Annotated in this window: 14 protein-coding genes; 10 read left to right on the top strand and 4 right to left on the bottom strand. The window is 63.3% G+C overall.

Annotated elements, in window-relative coordinates; all coding sequences use genetic code 11:
* The 10 genes from AC1RNN_RS17795 to AC1RNN_RS17750 all read left to right on the top strand — a co-directional run.
* Window positions 1-557 (top strand): DUF6985 domain-containing protein (locus AC1RNN_RS17795; protein WP_493090677.1); only part of this gene is annotated, 557 nt, incomplete at its 5' end.
* A 169-nt stretch (window positions 558-726) separates the two neighbouring features.
* Window positions 727-2,109, top strand: a complete 1,383-nt coding sequence (gene dbpA / locus AC1RNN_RS17790) for an ATP-dependent RNA helicase DbpA (RefSeq protein WP_493090675.1) — start codon at window positions 727-729, stop codon at window positions 2,107-2,109.
* Window positions 2,110-2,260: 151 nt separating this feature from the next.
* Window positions 2,261-2,497 carry a hypothetical protein gene (locus AC1RNN_RS17785; protein ID WP_493090673.1) on the top strand — a complete coding sequence of 79 codons (237 nt, stop codon included), beginning with the start codon at window positions 2,261-2,263 and terminating at the stop codon, window positions 2,495-2,497.
* Window positions 2,498-2,616: 119 nt separating this feature from the next.
* A complete protein-coding gene (locus AC1RNN_RS17780; protein WP_493090671.1) occupies window positions 2,617-3,813 on the top strand; it encodes an ABC transporter substrate-binding protein in 1,197 nt (398 codons plus the stop codon).
* Window positions 3,814-3,828: 15 nt separating this feature from the next.
* Complete coding sequence (locus AC1RNN_RS17775) at window positions 3,829-4,746, top strand: branched-chain amino acid ABC transporter permease (RefSeq protein WP_493090669.1); 918 nt, start codon at window positions 3,829-3,831, stop codon at window positions 4,744-4,746.
* A complete protein-coding gene (locus AC1RNN_RS17770; protein ID WP_493090667.1) occupies window positions 4,739-5,695 on the top strand; it encodes a branched-chain amino acid ABC transporter permease in 957 nt (318 codons plus the stop codon). The genes AC1RNN_RS17775 and AC1RNN_RS17770 overlap by 8 nt, the downstream gene beginning before the upstream one ends.
* Entirely contained in the window at window positions 5,692-6,444 is a 753-nt protein-coding gene (locus tag AC1RNN_RS17765; protein ID WP_493090665.1) for an ABC transporter ATP-binding protein, read from the top strand. Before AC1RNN_RS17770 ends, AC1RNN_RS17765 begins: the two co-directional genes overlap by 4 nt.
* A gap of 9 nt (window positions 6,445-6,453) precedes the next feature.
* Window positions 6,454-7,164 carry an ABC transporter ATP-binding protein gene (locus AC1RNN_RS17760; RefSeq protein ID WP_493090663.1) on the top strand — a complete coding sequence of 237 codons (711 nt, stop codon included), beginning with the start codon at window positions 6,454-6,456 and terminating at the stop codon, window positions 7,162-7,164.
* Window positions 7,165-7,179: 15 nt separating this feature from the next.
* Entirely contained in the window at window positions 7,180-8,043 is an 864-nt protein-coding gene (locus tag AC1RNN_RS17755) for an alpha/beta hydrolase (RefSeq protein ID WP_493090662.1), read from the top strand.
* 59 nt (window positions 8,044-8,102) lie between these two features.
* Window positions 8,103-9,299 (top strand): glycerophosphodiester phosphodiesterase, encoded by a 1,197-nt coding sequence (locus AC1RNN_RS17750; protein WP_493090661.1) that lies wholly within the window; start codon window positions 8,103-8,105, stop codon window positions 9,297-9,299.
* 109 nt (window positions 9,300-9,408) lie between these two features.
* Here the strand turns inward: AC1RNN_RS17750 and AC1RNN_RS17745 are convergent, their stop codons facing one another.
* The 4 genes from AC1RNN_RS17745 to icmF all read right to left on the bottom strand — a co-directional run bounded on the left by AC1RNN_RS17745 (window position 9,409) and on the right by icmF (window position 17,500).
* Window positions 9,409-12,588, bottom strand: coding sequence for an EAL domain-containing protein (locus AC1RNN_RS17745; RefSeq protein ID WP_493090660.1), 3,180 nt, complete (start codon window positions 12,586-12,588; stop codon window positions 9,409-9,411).
* A gap of 67 nt (window positions 12,589-12,655) precedes the next feature.
* Window positions 12,656-12,853: a hypothetical protein gene (locus AC1RNN_RS17740; protein WP_493090658.1), complete on the bottom strand. Its 198-nt coding sequence runs from the start codon at window positions 12,851-12,853 to the stop codon at window positions 12,656-12,658.
* Window positions 12,854-12,986: 133 nt separating this feature from the next.
* Window positions 12,987-13,877: a M91 family zinc metallopeptidase gene (locus AC1RNN_RS17735; RefSeq protein ID WP_493090656.1), complete on the bottom strand. Its 891-nt coding sequence runs from the start codon at window positions 13,875-13,877 to the stop codon at window positions 12,987-12,989.
* A 329-nt stretch (window positions 13,878-14,206) separates the two neighbouring features.
* Window positions 14,207-17,500, bottom strand: a complete 3,294-nt coding sequence (gene icmF, locus AC1RNN_RS17730) for a fused isobutyryl-CoA mutase/GTPase IcmF (protein ID WP_493090655.1) — start codon at window positions 17,498-17,500, stop codon at window positions 14,207-14,209.
* Window positions 17,501-17,667: the final 167 nt, after the last annotated feature.

Below are 17,667 nucleotides of genomic sequence, written 5' to 3'. Positions count from 1 at the left end.
AGGGTAGGGCCAACGTGGATCAAATTTGGGCGGAAATAACTGCTCGAAGTGGATCAGTTTTCAACGGAAATCAACAGTCCCACACCATGCCAGAGCTCATCAAAGACGTGACGACGGAAGGCCGTTGGGCGCTCCAGGGACAAGTCTTCTTTGCCCTCTTTGACCGGTACATCCCTTTCATGGTGGAGGATGCGGCTACGGTTGAGTACGTCACCCAATGCGCGGAATACCTCAACTCCTGGAACGATGAGACCATTGATGCGCTTTGCCAGGCCTGCATCCGGTATTGCAACGATTTTCGGGACATGGTGGGGGAAGACCTCTTCGAATTCGCATCTCCACGTAATGTGCTGAAACTGGTCCAGCCCTCCTCGCTCATCGTTCCCAACCCGGAGCACCCTGAGCCGATCGCCCAACTGGAGCTCAACTGCGATTGGGAAGAAGAGCACGGCATGGAGTGGATACTGCGCGACACCGAGGTGCTCTACGTGGGGGGCTTCAATGGCCAAAACCCTTGGGGCAGCTTTCGACCAAAGGACAGTTGGAACTACGCCTAAGCACGCCGGGCCCACTCTCCCTCCGCGCCGGCATCACCTCTCACAGACGAAGATTTCATGACGAAACAAGCGTCTATCCCTCGTGAAATATGCGCAAGCAGCTACCAAAATAATAGCATCCAGGCACACCAACCAACCAGCGTCAGCCCCAGCCGCCGATAATCGGGGGATGACCGCTTTCTCCTCTCTCCCCCTCTCCCCCGCCGTATTGGCCAACCTGCAGCAACTGGGCTACGAGTCCATGACGCCCATTCAGGCCGCCAGCCTGCCGATTGCGCTGGCGGGGCAGGACCTGATTGCCCAGGCCAAGACGGGCAGCGGCAAGACCGCAGCCTTTGCGCTGGCCCTGCTGGCCAAGCTGAACCCGCGCTGGTTTGCCGTGCAGGCCATGGTGCTATGCCCCACGCGCGAACTGGCAGACCAGGTGACGGTGGAGATTCGCCGCTTGGCGCGGGCGCAGGACAACATCAAGGTGGTGACGCTGTGCGGTGGTGTGGCCACGCGCGGCCAACGTGCCAGCCTGGAAAATGGCGCCCACATCGTTGTCGGCACGCCGGGCCGCATCATGGACCTGCTGGAGCGCGAATACCTTTCGCTGGAGAACCTGAACACACTGGTGCTGGACGAGGCCGACCGCATGCTGGACATGGGTTTCTTTGACGACATTGCCACCGTGGTCCGGCAAACGCCCAAGGAGCGCCAGACCCTGCTGTTCTCGGCCACCTACCCCGAGGGCATTGCCAAACTGGCCCAGCAGTTCATGCGCGATCCGCAACAGATCACCGTGAAAGCAGCCGTGACTGAGAGCACGATTGAGCAGCGCTTTTATGAGGTGGAACGCAGCAACCGGCTGGAAACCGTGGGCCTGGTGCTCAACCACTTCCGCCCCGTCAGCACCATTGCCTTCTGCAACACCAAGGCCCAGTGCAACGACCTGGTAACGCTGCTGCAAGGCCAGGGCTTTGTGGCGCAGGCGCTGCATGGCGACCTGGAGCAGCGCGAGCGCGACCAGGTGCTGGCGCAGTTTGCCAACCGCAGCTGCTCGGTGCTGGTAGCCACCGATGTGGCCTCGCGCGGCCTAGACGTGAAAGAGTTGGACCTGGTAATCAACGTGGACATCACGCCGGATGCCGAGGTGCATGTGCACCGCATTGGCCGCACCGGCCGCGCGGGCCAGTCGGGTCTGGCGGTCAGCCTGGCCACGATGAACGAGATGGGCTCGGTCGGCAAGATCGAGCAGTACCAGAACGCCCCCTCGGTCTGGTTCAAACGCGACGAGCTGACACCTACGGGAAATGGCCGCCTGCTGCCGCCCATGGTGACCGTGCAGATTGCCGGTGGCCGCAAGGAAAAGATCCGCCCCGGCGATGTGGTGGGCGCGCTGACCAGCGCAGAGGGCGGCGACGCCTACACCCGCGAGCAGATCGGCAAGATCCAGGTCACCGAGTTCTGCACCTTTGTGGCCGTGGAACGCAGCGTGGCCCAGGCCGCGTGCGAGAAACTCAACTTTGGCAAGGTCAAGGGCAAGAGCGTGCGAGCGAGGTTGATCTAGGCACGCCAAATCCAGGCACTGTGTCTGTCTTGTAGGGGAAATTCCTACAAGACTTACAGCGCGTGTCGGACTCCAGTTCCCCGGGGGCGTGACTACAGTTCATCCAAGCGCCAGAGTCATTGCCTGGCGCGTAGCCCACCGGAGAACTGCCATGAAAAACACCACTGCCGACCTCAACCCCTTCAGCCTGATGATGGAGCCCGAGCTGGTCCTGCAGACCATGGAACGCTCCCAGCAGTTGCGCGGCCTGCGCCGCCACAAGCTGCGCCCGCTGGACAAGCCTCTGATTCCCTATACCAAGGAAGCCATCGCTGCCCGCGCTGCCTATGACGCGGCGATTGATGCCGAGGACTTCGAAAACCAGGCCGACAACTATCTGCTGAACTGATTCCCCCGGTATCCCGCCACGGGCTGGCGGGATACAAAACCGGCCCCAACCGGGCCAGGCGCGAAGCCGGATGGACTGATAATGTTTCGGTCCCTCTCATCCACCAAGGAAGCTTCGCAATGTCCCTCGCCCGTCTTGCCTCCCTGCGCTGTGTCGCCGCTGCCGCTCTGGCCGCCTGCTCTGTGGCCGCTGTGGCCCAGTCCACCGAACCCGTGCGGGTCGGGCTGCTCAGCACCCTGTCCGGCCCCGGCGCCGGTCTGGGCGTGGACATCCGGGATGGCTTCCAGCTCGCCGTCAAGCTCAATGCGGGCAAGCTGGGTGGACGCCCTGCCGAAGTCATCGTCGCCGATGACCAGGCCAACCCCGACGTAGGCCGCCAGACCGCTGACCGCCTGGTCAAGCGCGACAAGGTGGACTTCCTCACCGGCATCGTGTTCTCCAACGTCATGCTGGCCGTGGGCGCTCCCACCTTTGCGTCCAAAACCTTCTACATCAGCGCCAACGCCGGCCCCTCGCAGTACGCGGGCGAGCAGTGCAACCCCTACTTCTTCAGCGCCTCGTACCAGAACGACAACATGCACGAGGCCGTGGGCAAGACAGTCACCGACAAGGGCTTCAAGCGCGTGGCACTCATCGCCCCCAACTACCCCGCCGGCAAGGACGCACTCACCGGCTTCAAGCGCTTCTACAAGGGCGACGTAGCCTCTGAAACCTACACCGCGCTGAACCAGCTGGACTACAGCGCCGAGCTCTCCAAGCTGCGCGCCACCAAGCCCGACGCGGTCTACATCTTCCTGCCCGGCGGCCTGGGCATCAACTTCATCAAACAGTTTGTGGGCGCGGGCCTCTCCAAGGACATCACGCTGTTTGGCCCCGGTTTCTCGGGCGACGAGGACGTGATCAAGGCCGTGGGCGAGCCCATGTTGGGCATGTTCAACACCAGCCAATGGGGCCACGACATGGACAACGCGGCCAACAAGAAGTTTGTGGCCGAGTTCGAGAAGGAATACGGCCGCCTGCCCACGCTGTACGCAGCGCAGGGCTTCGACGCGGCCCGCCTGATCGACGCCGGCGTACGCGACAGCAAGGGTAAGCTCGACGACAAGGCTGCTGTGAAAAAGGCGCTGGAAGCCGCCAAGTTCGACTCGGTGCGCGGTGCCTTCAAGTTCAACAGCAACCACTTCCCCATCCAGGATTACTACCTGCGCGTCATCACCAAGGACAGCAAGGGCCGCGTGACCAATCGCACGCTGGGCGCCGTGTTCAAGAACCACGCCGACGCCTACGTGGGCAGCTGCAAGATGCCGGCACTCTGACCGGCTTTCGGGACGATGGGCATTCTGCTGCTGGAGCAGGCCTTGAATGGCCTGCAGTTGGGCCTCATGCTGTTTTTGCTGGCCGCCGGCCTTACGCTGGTGTTCGGCATCATGGACATGGTGAACTTGGCGCATGGCTCCCTCTATATGGTGGGGGCCTACCTCATTGCCACCGTATCGGCCGCCAGCGGCTCGTTCTGGCTGGGCCTGGGGGCCGGTGTGCTGGCCACTACGGCCCTGGGCATGCTGCTGGAGCTGACCGTGCTACGCCGTCTCTACCAGCGCGACCACGTGACGCAGGTGCTGGGTACCTTTGCCATCTTGCTTATGTGCAACGAGGGCGTGCGCATGGTCTGGGGTTCGCAGCCCCTGTCGCTCAATCCGCCCGCTGCCCTGGCCGGCCCGGTGGAGCTGCTGCCCGGCTTTTACTACCCCGCGTTTCGCCTGCTCATCATTGCTGTGGGCCTGGGCACGGCGCTGCTGCTCTATCTGCTGGTTACGCGCACACGCATGGGCATGCAGGTGCGCGCTGGCGCGTCCAACCGCGAGATGGCGCAGGCCATGGGCACCGATGTGCGGCGCCTGTTCACCGCCGTGTTTGGCCTGGGTTCGGCGCTGTGCGCGCTGGCCGGTGGCATGCTGGGACCGCTGCTGGCGGTGCAGGTGGGCATGGGTGAGAGCATCCTCATCCTGGCCTTTGTGGTCATCGTGATTGGTGGCATTGGCTCCATCCGCGGGGCGCTGGTGGGTGCGCTGCTGGTGGGCCTGGTGGATTCGGGCGGGCGCACGCTGCTGCCCATGGGGTTTGAAGCCCTGTTTGGCCCGCAACTCGCAGCCGACGCGGCACCGGCCGTGGCCTCCATCCTGATTTATGTGCTGATGGCGGGCGTGCTGGCCTTCAAGCCACGCGGACTGTTCCCTGCCCATGGCTGAGCCGCGCACCACCAGTCTGCTGCAGCACAGCCTGGCCCTGCGCTGGACGCTGCCCTTGCTCGCCGCGCTGTGCGCCCTGCCGTGGGTGGCCGCCGCGCTGGGCGACAGTTTTTATGTGACGCTGGCAACGCGCATTCTGGTATTTGCGCTGGCGGCCACCAGTCTGAACCTCATCCTCGGCTTTGGTGGCATGGTGAGTTTTGGCCACGCCGCCTTTGTGGGCGCGGGCGCCTACACCGTGGGCATCCTCATGCAGCACGGCATCACCAGCGCCTGGCTGGCCTGGCCCGCGGCTATGGCCGTGAGCGCACTGCTGGCCCTGCTGATTGGTGCCATCAGCCTGCGCACGCAGGGCGTGTACTTCATCATGATCACGCTGGCCTTTGCCCAGATGCTGTACTACCTGGCCGTGTCGCTCAAGGCCTATGGCGGGGACGATGGTCTCTCGCTGCCCGGCCGCTCCTCCCTGGGGTTCGAACTCACTGATACCGCGCTCTATTACGTGACGCTGGGCCTGCTGGTGGCTGCCATCCTGCTGCTCACGCGCCTGCTCAACGCCCGCTTTGGCCAGGCCCTGCAAGCCATCCGCGAGAACGAGGTGCGCATGGCCGCGCTGGGCTATGCGGTGCTGCGCTACAAGCTGCTGGCCTTCACGCTGGCGGGCGCACTGGCCGGCCTCGCCGGTGCGCTGCTGGCCAACCAGGGCAGTTTTGTCAGCCCGGCCATGATGCAGTGGAGCCAGTCGGGCATGCTCATGGTGATGGTGATTTTGGGTGGTGTGGGCCATGTGCTGGGCGGCCTGGTGGGCGCTGCGGCCTTCTTGCTCATGGAAGAGTTTTTGGACCACATGACCGAACACTGGCAACTGGGCCTGGGCGCCCTGCTGTTGCTGGTGGTGCTGGTGGCGCCGCAGGGCCTCATGAGCCTTTTCAAGCGGAGGGCGCCATGAGCACGGCGCCGCTGCTGCAGGTGCAAGGCCTGGTCAAGCGCTTTGGCGCACTCGCCGCCACCGACCACGCCAACCTGAGCGTGCAACCAGGCCAGATCCATGCGCTGATTGGCCCTAACGGCGCGGGCAAGACCACGCTAATCCACCAAATCTCGGGTGCCTTGCAGCCCGATGCCGGGCACATCGTCTTCGATGGCCACGACGTGACCACCCGGCCCATCCACCAGCGTGTGCACCGCGGCCTGGCGCGCAGCTACCAGATCACCAATGTCTTCTTGCGCCTCAGCGTGCTGGACAACCTGGCGCTCGCCCTGCAGGCCGTGGACGGCAGCAGCCTGCGCTTCTGGAAGGCCGCGCATGCCGAGGCCCAGCGCCTGGAGCGCGCCGCCACGGTGGCGCGCCGCGTGGGCCTGGGGCTGCGGCTGGACGCGCTGGCTGGCGCCCTCTCGCATGCGGAGCAACGCCAGCTGGAGGTGGGTCTGGCGTTGGCCAGTGCGCCCAAACTGTTGCTGCTGGACGAACCCCTGGCCGGCATGGGGCCCGATGAATCGCGGCGCATGGTGCAGTTGCTGCACAGCCTGCGGGGCGAAACCACATTGCTGTTGGTGGAACACGACATGGACGCCGTGTTCCAGCTGGCTGACACGATTTCGGTGCTGGTGTTTGGCAAGGTGATTGCCAGCGGAGCGCCCGCCGCCATCCGCGAAGACGCCGAGGTACGCCGCGCCTACCTGGGCGACGAAGCCTGAAACACACGCATGGAAACCCTGCTTGAAGTCACTGACCTGGACACCGCCTATGGCGCAAGCCAGGTGCTGTTTGGCCTGAACCTGCACATTCCCGCGGGAGGTGTTGCCACGCTGCTGGGGCGCAACGGCATGGGCAAGACCACCACGGTGCGCAGCATCCTGGGGCTGACGCCCGCGCGCAGCGGCAACATCCGATTTTGCGGTGAGCGCATCGACCAGCTGCGCCCGGACCGCATTGCCCGCATGGGCTTGGCTGTGGTGCCCGAGGGGCGGCAGATTTTCCCCAACCTCACGGTGCTGGAAAACCTGCAGGCCTTTGCCGCGCAGCGCCATGCGAGCGCCACGCCCTGGACGCTGGAGCGTATCTACCACCTGTTCCCCGTGCTGGAACAACGCGCCCGCAACATGGGCAACCAGCTCTCGGGCGGCGAGCAGCAGATGCTGGCCATCGGCCGCGCGCTCATGACCAACCCGCTGTTGCTGATCTTGGACGAGGCCACCGAAGGCCTGGCACCACTGATCCGCGAAGACATCTGGATCTGCCTGGCCACGCTGCGCGCGCAGGGCCAGAGCATTCTGGTCATCGACAAGTACGTGCAGCGCCTCTTGCCGCTGGCGCAGCAGCACACCATCATCGAACGCGGCCGCGTGGTCTGGACCGGAGACTCCCCCACGCTGGCCGCCCAACCCGACCTCTGGCACCAATACGTTGGCCTCTAATTTCAGGACTCTGACATGCCCAAGCTTTACCGCGACTTTGACACCCAGGCGCAGATCGACGCGCAATACAACCCTTCCATCGCGCTGACCGATCCCAGCGCGCCGGGCCGGCAATTTGTGGCTGCCGCCGAAAAGGCCCGCAGCACGCTCAAACACCACCTCGACATTCCCTTTGGCCCCACGCTGCAGGAGACGCTGAACATCTTTCCGGCAGAACAGCCCAATGCCCCGGTATTCGTCTTCATCCATGGCGGCTACTGGCGCGCCTTGTCCTCCAAGGAGTTCAGCGGCGTGGCCCTGGGTCTGCAGCCGCTGGGCATCACCACCGTGGTGGTCAACTACGCGTTGTGCCCGTTTGTCACGATTGCCGAGATCACGCGCCAGTGCCGCGCCGCCGTGGCCTGGACGCTGCGCAACATCGCCCAGTACGGTGGTGACCCCACGCGCGTGGCGGTGGGCGGACACTCCGCGGGCGGCCACCTGAGCGCCATGTGCCTGCAAACCGCTTGGGACACCGATTACGGCCTGCCGCGCGACCCGCTCAAAGCCGCGCTGCTGATCAGCGGCCTGCACGAGCTGGAGCCGCTGCGCTACAGCTATCTGCAGCCCATGATCCAGCTGGACGACAGCACCGTGCGCCACTATTCGCCCGCTGCCAACGTGCGCGCCTGCCCCACACCCACCTGGGTGACCTGGGGCGGTGCGGAGAGCACGGAATTCGCCCGCCAGTCCGCGCTGTACCACGCGGCCGCGCAGGCGCTGGGCAACCCCACCGAGTTGCGTGATGTTCCAGGCGCGGACCACTTCACCATCGTGCAGGAGCTGGAGCGCAGCGATAGCCCCATGAGCCAATGGCTGGCGCGGCAGCTCAAGGCCTGACACAAAACTCACACAATGGGTCCGTAGCATTGGCCGCTTCTTTTTCCAAGGAGTGGTTCATGTCTTCGATCCCGTTCTGCCGCCGTCCCGCCGCCAGCGCCGCATTGCTCCTGGCCCTGGGTCTGTCCGCCTGCGGCACTGCCCCCAGCCAGCGCGCCAGCCTGCCCACGCTGGACGGCCAGCTGCCGCTGGTGATCGCGCACCGTGGCGCATCCGGCTACATCCCCGAGGAGACACTGGAGGCCTACACACGCGCCATCGAACTGGGCGCTGACGTGATCGAGATGGACATTGTGGTCACCAAGGACCGCCAGCTCATCACCCGCCACGACCCCAACCTGGCCATCAGCACCGACGTGGCACAGCACCCCGAGTTCTCCTCGCGCAAGAAGACCATCCAGGTGGACGGCGAAACCCAGACCGGCTGGTTCAGCGATGACTTCACGCTGGCCGAGATCAAGACCCTGGGCGCCATCTCCACCGATGCGGAGCGTCCGCAGGAGTTCAATGGCAAGTTCAAGGTGCCCACACTGCAGGAAGTGATCAACCTGGCCAAGGCCCAGTCGGCCAAGACAGGCCGCACCATCGCCATTTACCCCGAGACCAAGAACCCCAGCTACTTTGCCGCCCAGGGCCTGCCCATGGAAGACACGCTGATCGCCATGCTGACCAAGGCAGGCTGGAACAGCAAGAACGCGCCCGTGTTCGTGCAGTCGTTTGAACCCGGCAGCCTGAAGTACATGAAGAGCAAGGGCCTGCAAACCAGGATGGTGCAACTCATCGACGGTGACAGCGTGGACCTGCGCACCGGCAAAGTCACTTTCGCGGTGCCCAGTGACCGTCCCTACGACTGGACCATGATGGGCGACAAGCGTAACTTCGACGTGATGGTGACGCCCGAAGGCCTGGCCGAAATCAAGACCTATGCCGACGGCATTGGCCCCTGGAAGCGCTACATCATCAGCATCAAGGGCACCATCGGCGCCGACGGCAAGCCCGTGGACGTGAACGGCGATGGCAAGATCAACGACGCCGACGCCACCAGCATGGCACCCACCAGCCTGGTGGCAGATGCCCACAAGGCCGGCCTGTTCGTGCACCCCTTCACCTTCCGCAACGAATCGCGCCGCCTGGCGCTGGACTACCAGAAGAACGCCGCACTGGAATACACCGCCTTCTACAAGACGGGTGTGGACGGTGTGTTTACCGACTTCACCGACACGGCACTGGCTGCGCGCAAAGCACTGGCGCCCTGAGCATCAGGCGCTCCCGTTCCAGGCGGGCAGGTTTTCAATAAAATTGGCACCTAGCCCTCGTGGAGTCTTCGTAAGCAGCTCCTGATTTAATAGCAATTCTCAGAAAACCTCAGCGCGCCTTGCGGCGATCGGGACGGTCGTCCTGGGCGTGCAACCAGGTCACCAGGGCGTCCACCGGCAGCGGGCGACTAAAGCAGTAGCCCTGCAACTCGTCGCAGCCCAGTGCGGTCAACGTCTGGGCGGTGGGCAGGTTCTCCACGCCCTCGGCCACCACCTTCAGGCCCAGGGTGTGGCCCAGCGCGATCACCGCGTGCACGATGGCGGCGTCGGCGCTGTCGTCCAGCATGCCGTAGACAAAGGACTGGTCTACCTTGAGCTTGTCGATTTCGAAACGCTTGAGATAGGCCAGGCTGGAGTAGCCGGTGCCGAAATCGTCAATCGCGATCTGCACGCCCAGCGCCTTGAGCGCACTGACCTGGGCTTGGGCCGCGACCGGGTTGTCCATCAGCGTGGATTCGGTCAGCTCCAACTCCAGCAGGCCAGGCTCCATGCCCGAGGCGTCCAGCACCTCGCGCAGTTGCTCCACCAGCTCCGGATCGGAGAGCTGGGCCACCGAGAGGTTGACCGACAGCTCCACGCCCTGGCACAGGCCACGCGCCTGCAGCGCCACCCACTGGGCGCAGGCCTCACGCAGCACCCACAGGCCTATGGGTTTGATGAGGCCGGTCTCCTCGGCCAGGTGAATGAAGTGACTGGGCGAGACTTGGCCCAGCAACGGGTTGTCCCAGCGCAGCAGGGCTTCAGCGCCCTGCACGCGGCGCGTACGCGCATTCAGGCGCGGCTGAAAGTGCAGGCTGAATTCGTCGTTGGCCAGGGCCTGGCGCAGCTGGGCCTCCATGGTCTGGCGGGCCTGCACGCGCTGATCGGTTTCGGGCGAAAAGAAGCGCGCCATGTCGCGCCCGGCGGCCTTGGCCTCGTACATGGCGGCGTCGGCGCGGCGCATGAGTTCGTCCTGGGCGGTGGCATCCTCGGGGTAGAGCGCCACGCCCACGCTGCAGGAGACGGTGAGGTTGTTGCCCTCCACCATGGCGCTCTGGCGCAGCGCGGGGATGAGCCGGTGGTTGACCATGGCCGCCAGTTCGTCGCGGTGGGCCACATGGCGCAGGATGACAACGAACTCGTCCCCGCCCAGGCGGCTCACGGTGTCGTCGGCGCGTACGGCGGCAGTCAGGCGACGCGCCACGGTGCGCAGCAGGCCGTCACCGATATGGTGGCCCAGGGTGTCGTTGATGAACTTGAAGCGGTCCAAGTCGATAAAGAGCACCGCCACCTGCTCGCCCGTGTGCTGCGCCTGGGCCAGCGCCTCGGCCAGGCGCTGCTGGCACAGGGAACGGTTGGGCAGCTCGGTCAGCACATCGTGTTGGGCCAGGAAGCGGATACGCTCCTCTTTGGCCTTGCGATCCGTGATGTCGATGGAGATGCCGATGTAGTTGACTACCTCACCGCTGGTGGCGCTCTTGTGCACCGCAGACACCATGAGCCAGGCCGGGTAGCTGCCGCCGGACTGCTTGCGGATGCGCACCTCGCCCTGCCAGGCATCCTTGTCCTCCAGATCGGACCAGACCATGTCCTGCGGGCTGTCCATGACCATGGACAGGTCGTGGCCGATGACTTCGTAGAAGTCGAACGCCGTGCTGCGGCAGAAGGCCCGGTTGACGCTGATGATCTTGCGCGACTCGTCCATGATGATGATGCTCTCGCTGGACGCCTCAAACACCTTGGCCCAGAGCTCCAGACGCTGCTCCATGACCTTGAGCTTGTTGATGGGCGCGAAGGCGGTGAGCACCGCGTCCTGCCCCTGGTACTTGAGGCGGCGCGCCGACAGCACGGCCCAGGAGGGTACCGCCCCGCCCAACCAACGCACCTCGAACTCGTCCACCGCATCAAAGTCTGCTAGGCGCTGGAAGAAGCGGCTGCGCACGCCCGGTTCCAGTCCGGTGCGCCAGGGGTCGGTATCGCGCTCGCCCAGCCAGGGCAAGGCCGGTGCATTGGCATGCAGCACATGGTGCTCGGGCACCGAGGTCACCACCATGGGAATGGGGAAGGCCTCCACCAGCTCGCGCTGCGCCTCGGCCGCGCGTGCGCTGGCCGCCAGCTCCTGCTGGGCCAGGCGGTCGCGGTCCAGCTGGGCCAGCATGCCGTTGAAGGCGGTGAAAAGCTGGCCAATCTCGTCGCGGCTGTGCCAGTTGGCGCGGCGCGTGTAGTCGGCCGTGTTGCGCACATCGTCCGCCACGCGGGCCAGCGCCTGCAGCGGGCGCGCGATCTGGCTCGCCACCAGGTACACCAGACTCAAAATACAGCCCAGCAACAGCAGCGCCGTGCCCAGGTGCAACCACATGCGTTGGAACAGGCCGTCCACCCGCGCATCCAGCAGCAGTTGCATCTGCTCCAGGCCCACGCGCCAAGCGTCGTCCAGCCCGGTGAGCGCTGCCTGGTAGTCCTGGTCCAGCGCCTGCAGCTCCGCCGCGCTCATGGCCTTGCCCGAGCTGGCCTGCACAGATTCCGAGAAGCGACGCGCCTGCGCCAGCAAGGCACTGCGCGTGGCGCCCAGGCCCGCCTTGAGCTGGGGCGAACCGGCCAGCCAGGCCTGCTCATAGTCCGACTCCATACCCTGCAGCACGGCGTCCAGCCGGCCCACCAGCGTGAGGAGCTGGGCGCTGGGATTGTGGCCCTGCACACCTTGGCCCCATTGCTGCATGAAGTCGCGCGTGTCGTAGAGCACCTGCAGCAGCTCCGGAAAGCGCAGCACGGTGAGCGACATCACGTAATAGCTGTCGAGATCGGGGTCTAGAATCAGGTTGGACTGGTTGCCCACAATGGTGAGCAGGTCCCGACCCTGGGCCAACAGGGCCGTCTTGTTGCCCTTGCTGGACGGAGTCAGCAGCAGGGAGGCCAGACGCTGCGAAGCTTCGCCAGTGTTGAGGGTCGCGTCGTGCGCGCTGCGTATGGTTTCCAGCGCCTGCAGGTCACCGGCGTGGCGGACGGTATCGGATGGCGCGCCGGCCACAGGCGGCGGTACCCGGAAAGCGCCCATCAGGTTGCGCCGCACCACTTCGGCATAGTGGGCGCCCACAATTTCCTTGCGGGCAAAGTCAATCGCCAGGTACTTCTCGTGGATCAGGATGCCGGAGACGTAAATGACGGCCGTCAAGTCCAGCAGGTAAATGAGGGTGAGCTTGCGCCCAACACTAAGCCGTCCCAACCACAGCGGTATTTTTGACAACAACATGGTCTTGCACCTTATAGGTGCAAGACCTAGCAATAAGCGCACCAACCCCTGTCCGGGGCGTCAGGAATCAGCGTTTGAGCACGCCGCCCCGGGAGACATAAAGGTCTTCACCCCGCAGCGCAATGGCTTCCGCCACCTCGCGCGTGGCCGCCAGATCGACCAGGGCCTGAACGACCTGGGCCCGCGTGAGCCCGGCCGCCACGTCGTCCGCCGCTTTCATGACCAGCGCGGCGACGAGCTGTTCGGTGGGGACATCATTTGCCATACATACCTCCAGAAAGCTGCACAGTACGCGCAAGGCGCGGGCCTGAAGTATCTATATGGGCGGCAAAGCCCCAGCTTCTTTGGGCTTACATCGTATCGACGGTAAACACATGTCGATCACATCTAGTCTGCTTCTACAGGTTCAAATGCCGCGTAAACAGACCATACTTCAGGCGCTTACGCTCATTGTGCTCCGCACGGAGCATGTTTTCTGTAATTGCCAAAGGATCATGGGGAAGCACTCCATTGTCATCACTTAGCCCCACTGTCGCGACCTCCTCCGCAAGTTCCATGGTTCCATCAGCCCATATCCAGCCTTGATTGAGAGGGGTGATGACGTGATTTGCATTGGAAACCAATACGCCCCCTGCAAACTGGATATTCGCACCACCTCCGACGATCTGTCCGCTTCTGAAGGCAGGTTGTTGGCGCAGGTGGTTTGGGCCACCACCTCCCACATTACCTTGGCGCTGGTCGACTAGGAACGTGCAATTGCAGCGCCGCATCTGCAGAAGTCCTCGGGAAATGCGATCACCGTGGACCAGTTCGTGCGCCAGAAGAATGTAAGCAGGTGCAGGCTCCGTGCGAATGATGCCCATCATGCTGAGATTAGCAGTTTGATCATTGTTGCCGCTCCAGTTGGCTACTGAACTGCTGCCGGTCGTGGTGACCTTGCGCATGAAACCAGCATCTACACTGACGAAAGGAATCAGGCTCTTGACACCACTCCAGGCACGGTCTTTCAGCCACTTGTCTGGCGAGCAGTCATTGGTGAGAGATTGGCAGATCCGGACCCAGTGCTGGCTGGCAATAATTCTGCGTATCAAAGTGACGCTATGCGGTCTTACAGCTTGCGCTGCGAGAATCGCGGGGCCTTCAGTGACACGCGTGACCGAACGTCCTCCGAACCGGTAGGCTTGAACGGTATATGTCAAAGCATTGCCAACACCTCCGGCGAGGCGATTCAAGGCGTTGGTAGCGAGCGTTATGTATCCCGCGTTTGTAGAGTCGATGCACAGGGCCATTACCCCTCCCTTTATTTGGTATCCAGCCCAACGGCGCATGTGGTCTTTTCACGGAACATTGCGCCACACAATAGGGAATGGATTCTTCAAGTCTTCTGCTGTCTGCACAATCCCCCGAACGGGTGATTCGCAATAGCCGGAACAACTTGGGAGAGATACGTTTGTGCACGTTCAATGTTCTCAGCCGTTGGACAGTTTCCCGAAACCCACTTCCACCGCCCACCCGCATCCCTGCTCACGCCCTCCTCCTTTGGTCGTTTTTTACGGGATACGAAACAAGACACTCCGTCGATACGGGGGTCTTGGATAAGCGTTGCACGCGCAGCAGGCTACATATTGCGCCGGTACTGCCCGCCCACCTCGAATAGCGCGCTGGTGATTTGGCCCAGCGAACAAACGCGCACGGCGTCCATCAGCACGTTAAAGACGTTCTGGTTGTCAATCACAGCCTGTTGCAACTTCTTGAGCATGGCGGGGGCTGCGTCGGCGTGCCGGGCGTGGAAGTCTGCCAGGCGTTTGAGCTGGCTCTGCTTTTCATCGTCGGTGCTGCGTGCCAGCTCCAGCTTCTCCAGCACCTGGTCACCATGGGGGTTGCGGAAGGTGTTGACGCCGATGATGGGCAGTTCGCCCGTGTGTTTGAGCATCTCGTAGTGCATGCTCTCGTCCTGGATCTTGCCGCGCTGGTAGCCGGTCTCCATGGCGCCCAGCACGCCACCACGCTCGGCAATGCTTTCGAATTCCTTGAGCACCGCTTCTTCGACCAGCTCAGTCAGCTCTTCAATGATGAAAGCGCCTTGAGACGGGTTTTCGTTCTTGGCCAGTCCCCACTCGCGGTTGATGATGAGCTGGATGGCCATGGCGCGGCGCACGCTGTCTTCGGTTGGCGTGGTGATGGCCTCGTCAAACGCATTGGTGTGCAGGCTGTTGCAGTTGTCGTAGATCGCAATCAGCGCCTGTAGCGTGGTACGGATGTCGTTGAACTGGATCTCCTGCGCGTGCAGGCTGCGGCCACTGGTCTGGATGTGGTATTTCAGTTTTTGTGAGCGCTCATTCGCGCCGTATTTCTCCTTCATCGCCACCGCCCAGATGCGGCGCGCCACGCGGCCCATCACGGTGTACTCGGGGTCCATGCCGTTGCTGAAGAAAAAACTCAGATTCGGCGCGAAGTCGTCAATGTGCATGCCGCGCGCCAGATACGCCTCCACAAAGGTGAAACCGTTGGACAGCGTGAACGCGAGCTGGCTGATGGGGTTGGCCCCGGCCTCGGCAATGTGGTACCCGGAGATGGACACGCTGTAGAAGTTGCGCACGTCATGGTGCACAAAGTACTCGGCAATGTCGCCCATGACCTTCAATGAAAACTCGGTGCTGAAGATGCAGGTGTTCTGGCCCTGGTCTTCTTTCAGGATGTCGGCCTGCACGGTGCCGCGCACATTGGCCAGCACCCACTCCCTGATCTTGGCAGCCTCGGTATCGGTGGGCTCACGGCCGTTATCAGCCTTGAACTTGTCGATGTTCTGGTCGATGGCCGTGTTCATGAACATCGCCAGGATGCTGGGCGCCGGGCCGTTGATGGTCATAGACACGCTGGTGCTGGGGCTGCACAGATCAAACCCACCGTACAGCACCTTCATGTCATCCAGCGTGGCGATGGACACGCCGCTATTGCCCACCTTGCCGTAGATGTCGGGGCGCGGGTCGGGGTCGTTGCCGTAGAGCGTGACCGAGTCGAAGGCGGTGGACAGTCGCTTGGCCGGCATGCCTTCGCTCAACAGCTTGAACCGGCGGTTGGTGCGGAAAGAATCCCCCTCTCCGGCGAACATGCGGGTCGGGTCCTCACCCTCGCGCTTGAAGGCGAAGGTGCCGGCGGTATAGGGGTAGCTGCCGGGCACGTTGTCCAGCATCAGCCACTGCAGAATTTCACCATGGTCCACATACTGCGGCAGCGCCACCTTGCGGATGGTGGTGCCGCTCAATGATTTGGTGGTCAGCGCGGTGCGGATTTCCTTGTCACGGATTTTCACCACGTACTCGTCGCCCGCGTAGGCCTTCTGCATCTCGGGCCACTGGGCCAGCAGCTTGCGCTCGGCCGCGCCCATGCGCTCTTCGCGCTGCGCGGCCAGGTCATGGACCGCCAGCACTGCGCGCTCCTTGTCGGGGTTGGCCTCCTGAAGCATGCGACCCGATGCACGCAGCTGCTGGATCTCGCGCGCCAGTTTGGCCTGTTCGCGCGCCCGCTTTTTGTAGCCGCGCACGGTGTCGCTGATTTCGGCCAGGTAACGCGTGCGTGCGGCGGGCACCACGGGGGTCTGGTTGCTGCTGTGGCGCACCGTTACCTTGGGCAGCATGCCGTCTTTCAGCGGCACGCCCAAGACCTGCAGGCGCGGCAGCAGCGCTTGGTACAACGCAGTCACACCGTCGTCATTGAAACGCGCGGCCATGGTGCCGAACACGGGCATCTGGTCAGCGGGCGTGGTCCAGGCCTCTTTGTTGCGCTGCACTTGCTTGGACACATCGCGCAGCGCATCGCTGGAACCCTTGCGGTCGAACTTGTTGATGGCGACAAACTCGGCGAAGTCCAGCATGTCGATCTTTTCCAGCTGGCTGGCCGCGCCAAACTCTGGCGTCATGACATACAACGGCACGTCCACATGCGGCACGATGGCGGCATCACCCTGGCCGATGCCCGAGGTCTCGACAACGATCATGTCGAAACCCGCCACCTTGCACGCGGCAATCACGTCGGGCAGCGCGGCGCTGATCTCGGAGCCAAAGTCCCGCGTGGCCAGGCTGCGCATGAATACGCGGGAGCCTTTCTGCCATGGCGAGATGGCATTCATGCGGATGCGGTCGCCCAAAAGCGCACCACCACTCTTGCGGCGGCTGGGGTCGATGGAGATGACTGCCACGCGCAGGTTGTCATTCTGGTCCAGCCGCAAGCGGCGGATCAGCTCGTCGGTCAGGCTGGACTTGCCGGCACCACCCGTACCGGTAATGCCCACAACCGCTATCTTTTTAGTAGCTGCTTGCGCACGTATCTCCTGGACTAACACCTGATTTACCTTGGAGGCTTCGATGGCGGTGAGCAACTGGGACAAGGCGCGCCAGCTGGCCTCGGTGTGGCCCTGGATAGCGGTGAGGTCGGTGGGCGCCAGCGTGGTGATGTCCTTGTCGCAGCGCATCACCATCTCGCCGATCATGCCGGCCAGCCCCATGCGCTGGCCGTCTTCGGGGCTGTAGATGCGGGCCACGCCATAGGCGTGCAGCTCGCGGATTTCGGCCGGCACGATAACCCCGCCACCGCCACCAAACACCTGGATGTGCGCCCCACCCCGCGCCTTGAGCAAGTCCACCATGTACTTGAAGTACTCCACATGGCCGCCCTGGTAGGAGCTGATGGCGATGCCCTGCACGTCTTCCTGCAGCGCAGCAGTGACCACCTCGTCCACACTGCGGTTGTGGCCCAGGTGAATCACCTCGGCGCCCATGCCCTGCAGGATGCGCCGCATGATATTGATGGCCGCATCGTGCCCGTCAAACAGGCTGGCCGCAGTAACAAAACGCACCTTGTGCGTGGGGCGGTAGTTGGCCAGGGCTTTGAAGTCAGCGGACAGATCGGTCATGGGGCACTCGCAAAAAAGGGCAGAAAGCGGCGAATTGACGTTTACGTAAACGTCAACTGTAAACCAGTTCACCCAACGCAGGCTTACGCATTTACCCGGCCCAAAACGGCGTGACTTTGACCTGAATTTGGTCTAAGTTTGATCTTGTCTGGCTGAAGCACCCCCCT

The organism is Rhodoferax sp. GW822-FHT02D07, from assembly GCF_058802405.1.
Note: the sequence above shows the minus strand (reverse complement) of the source record. Positions and strands in the feature narration are given on the sequence as shown.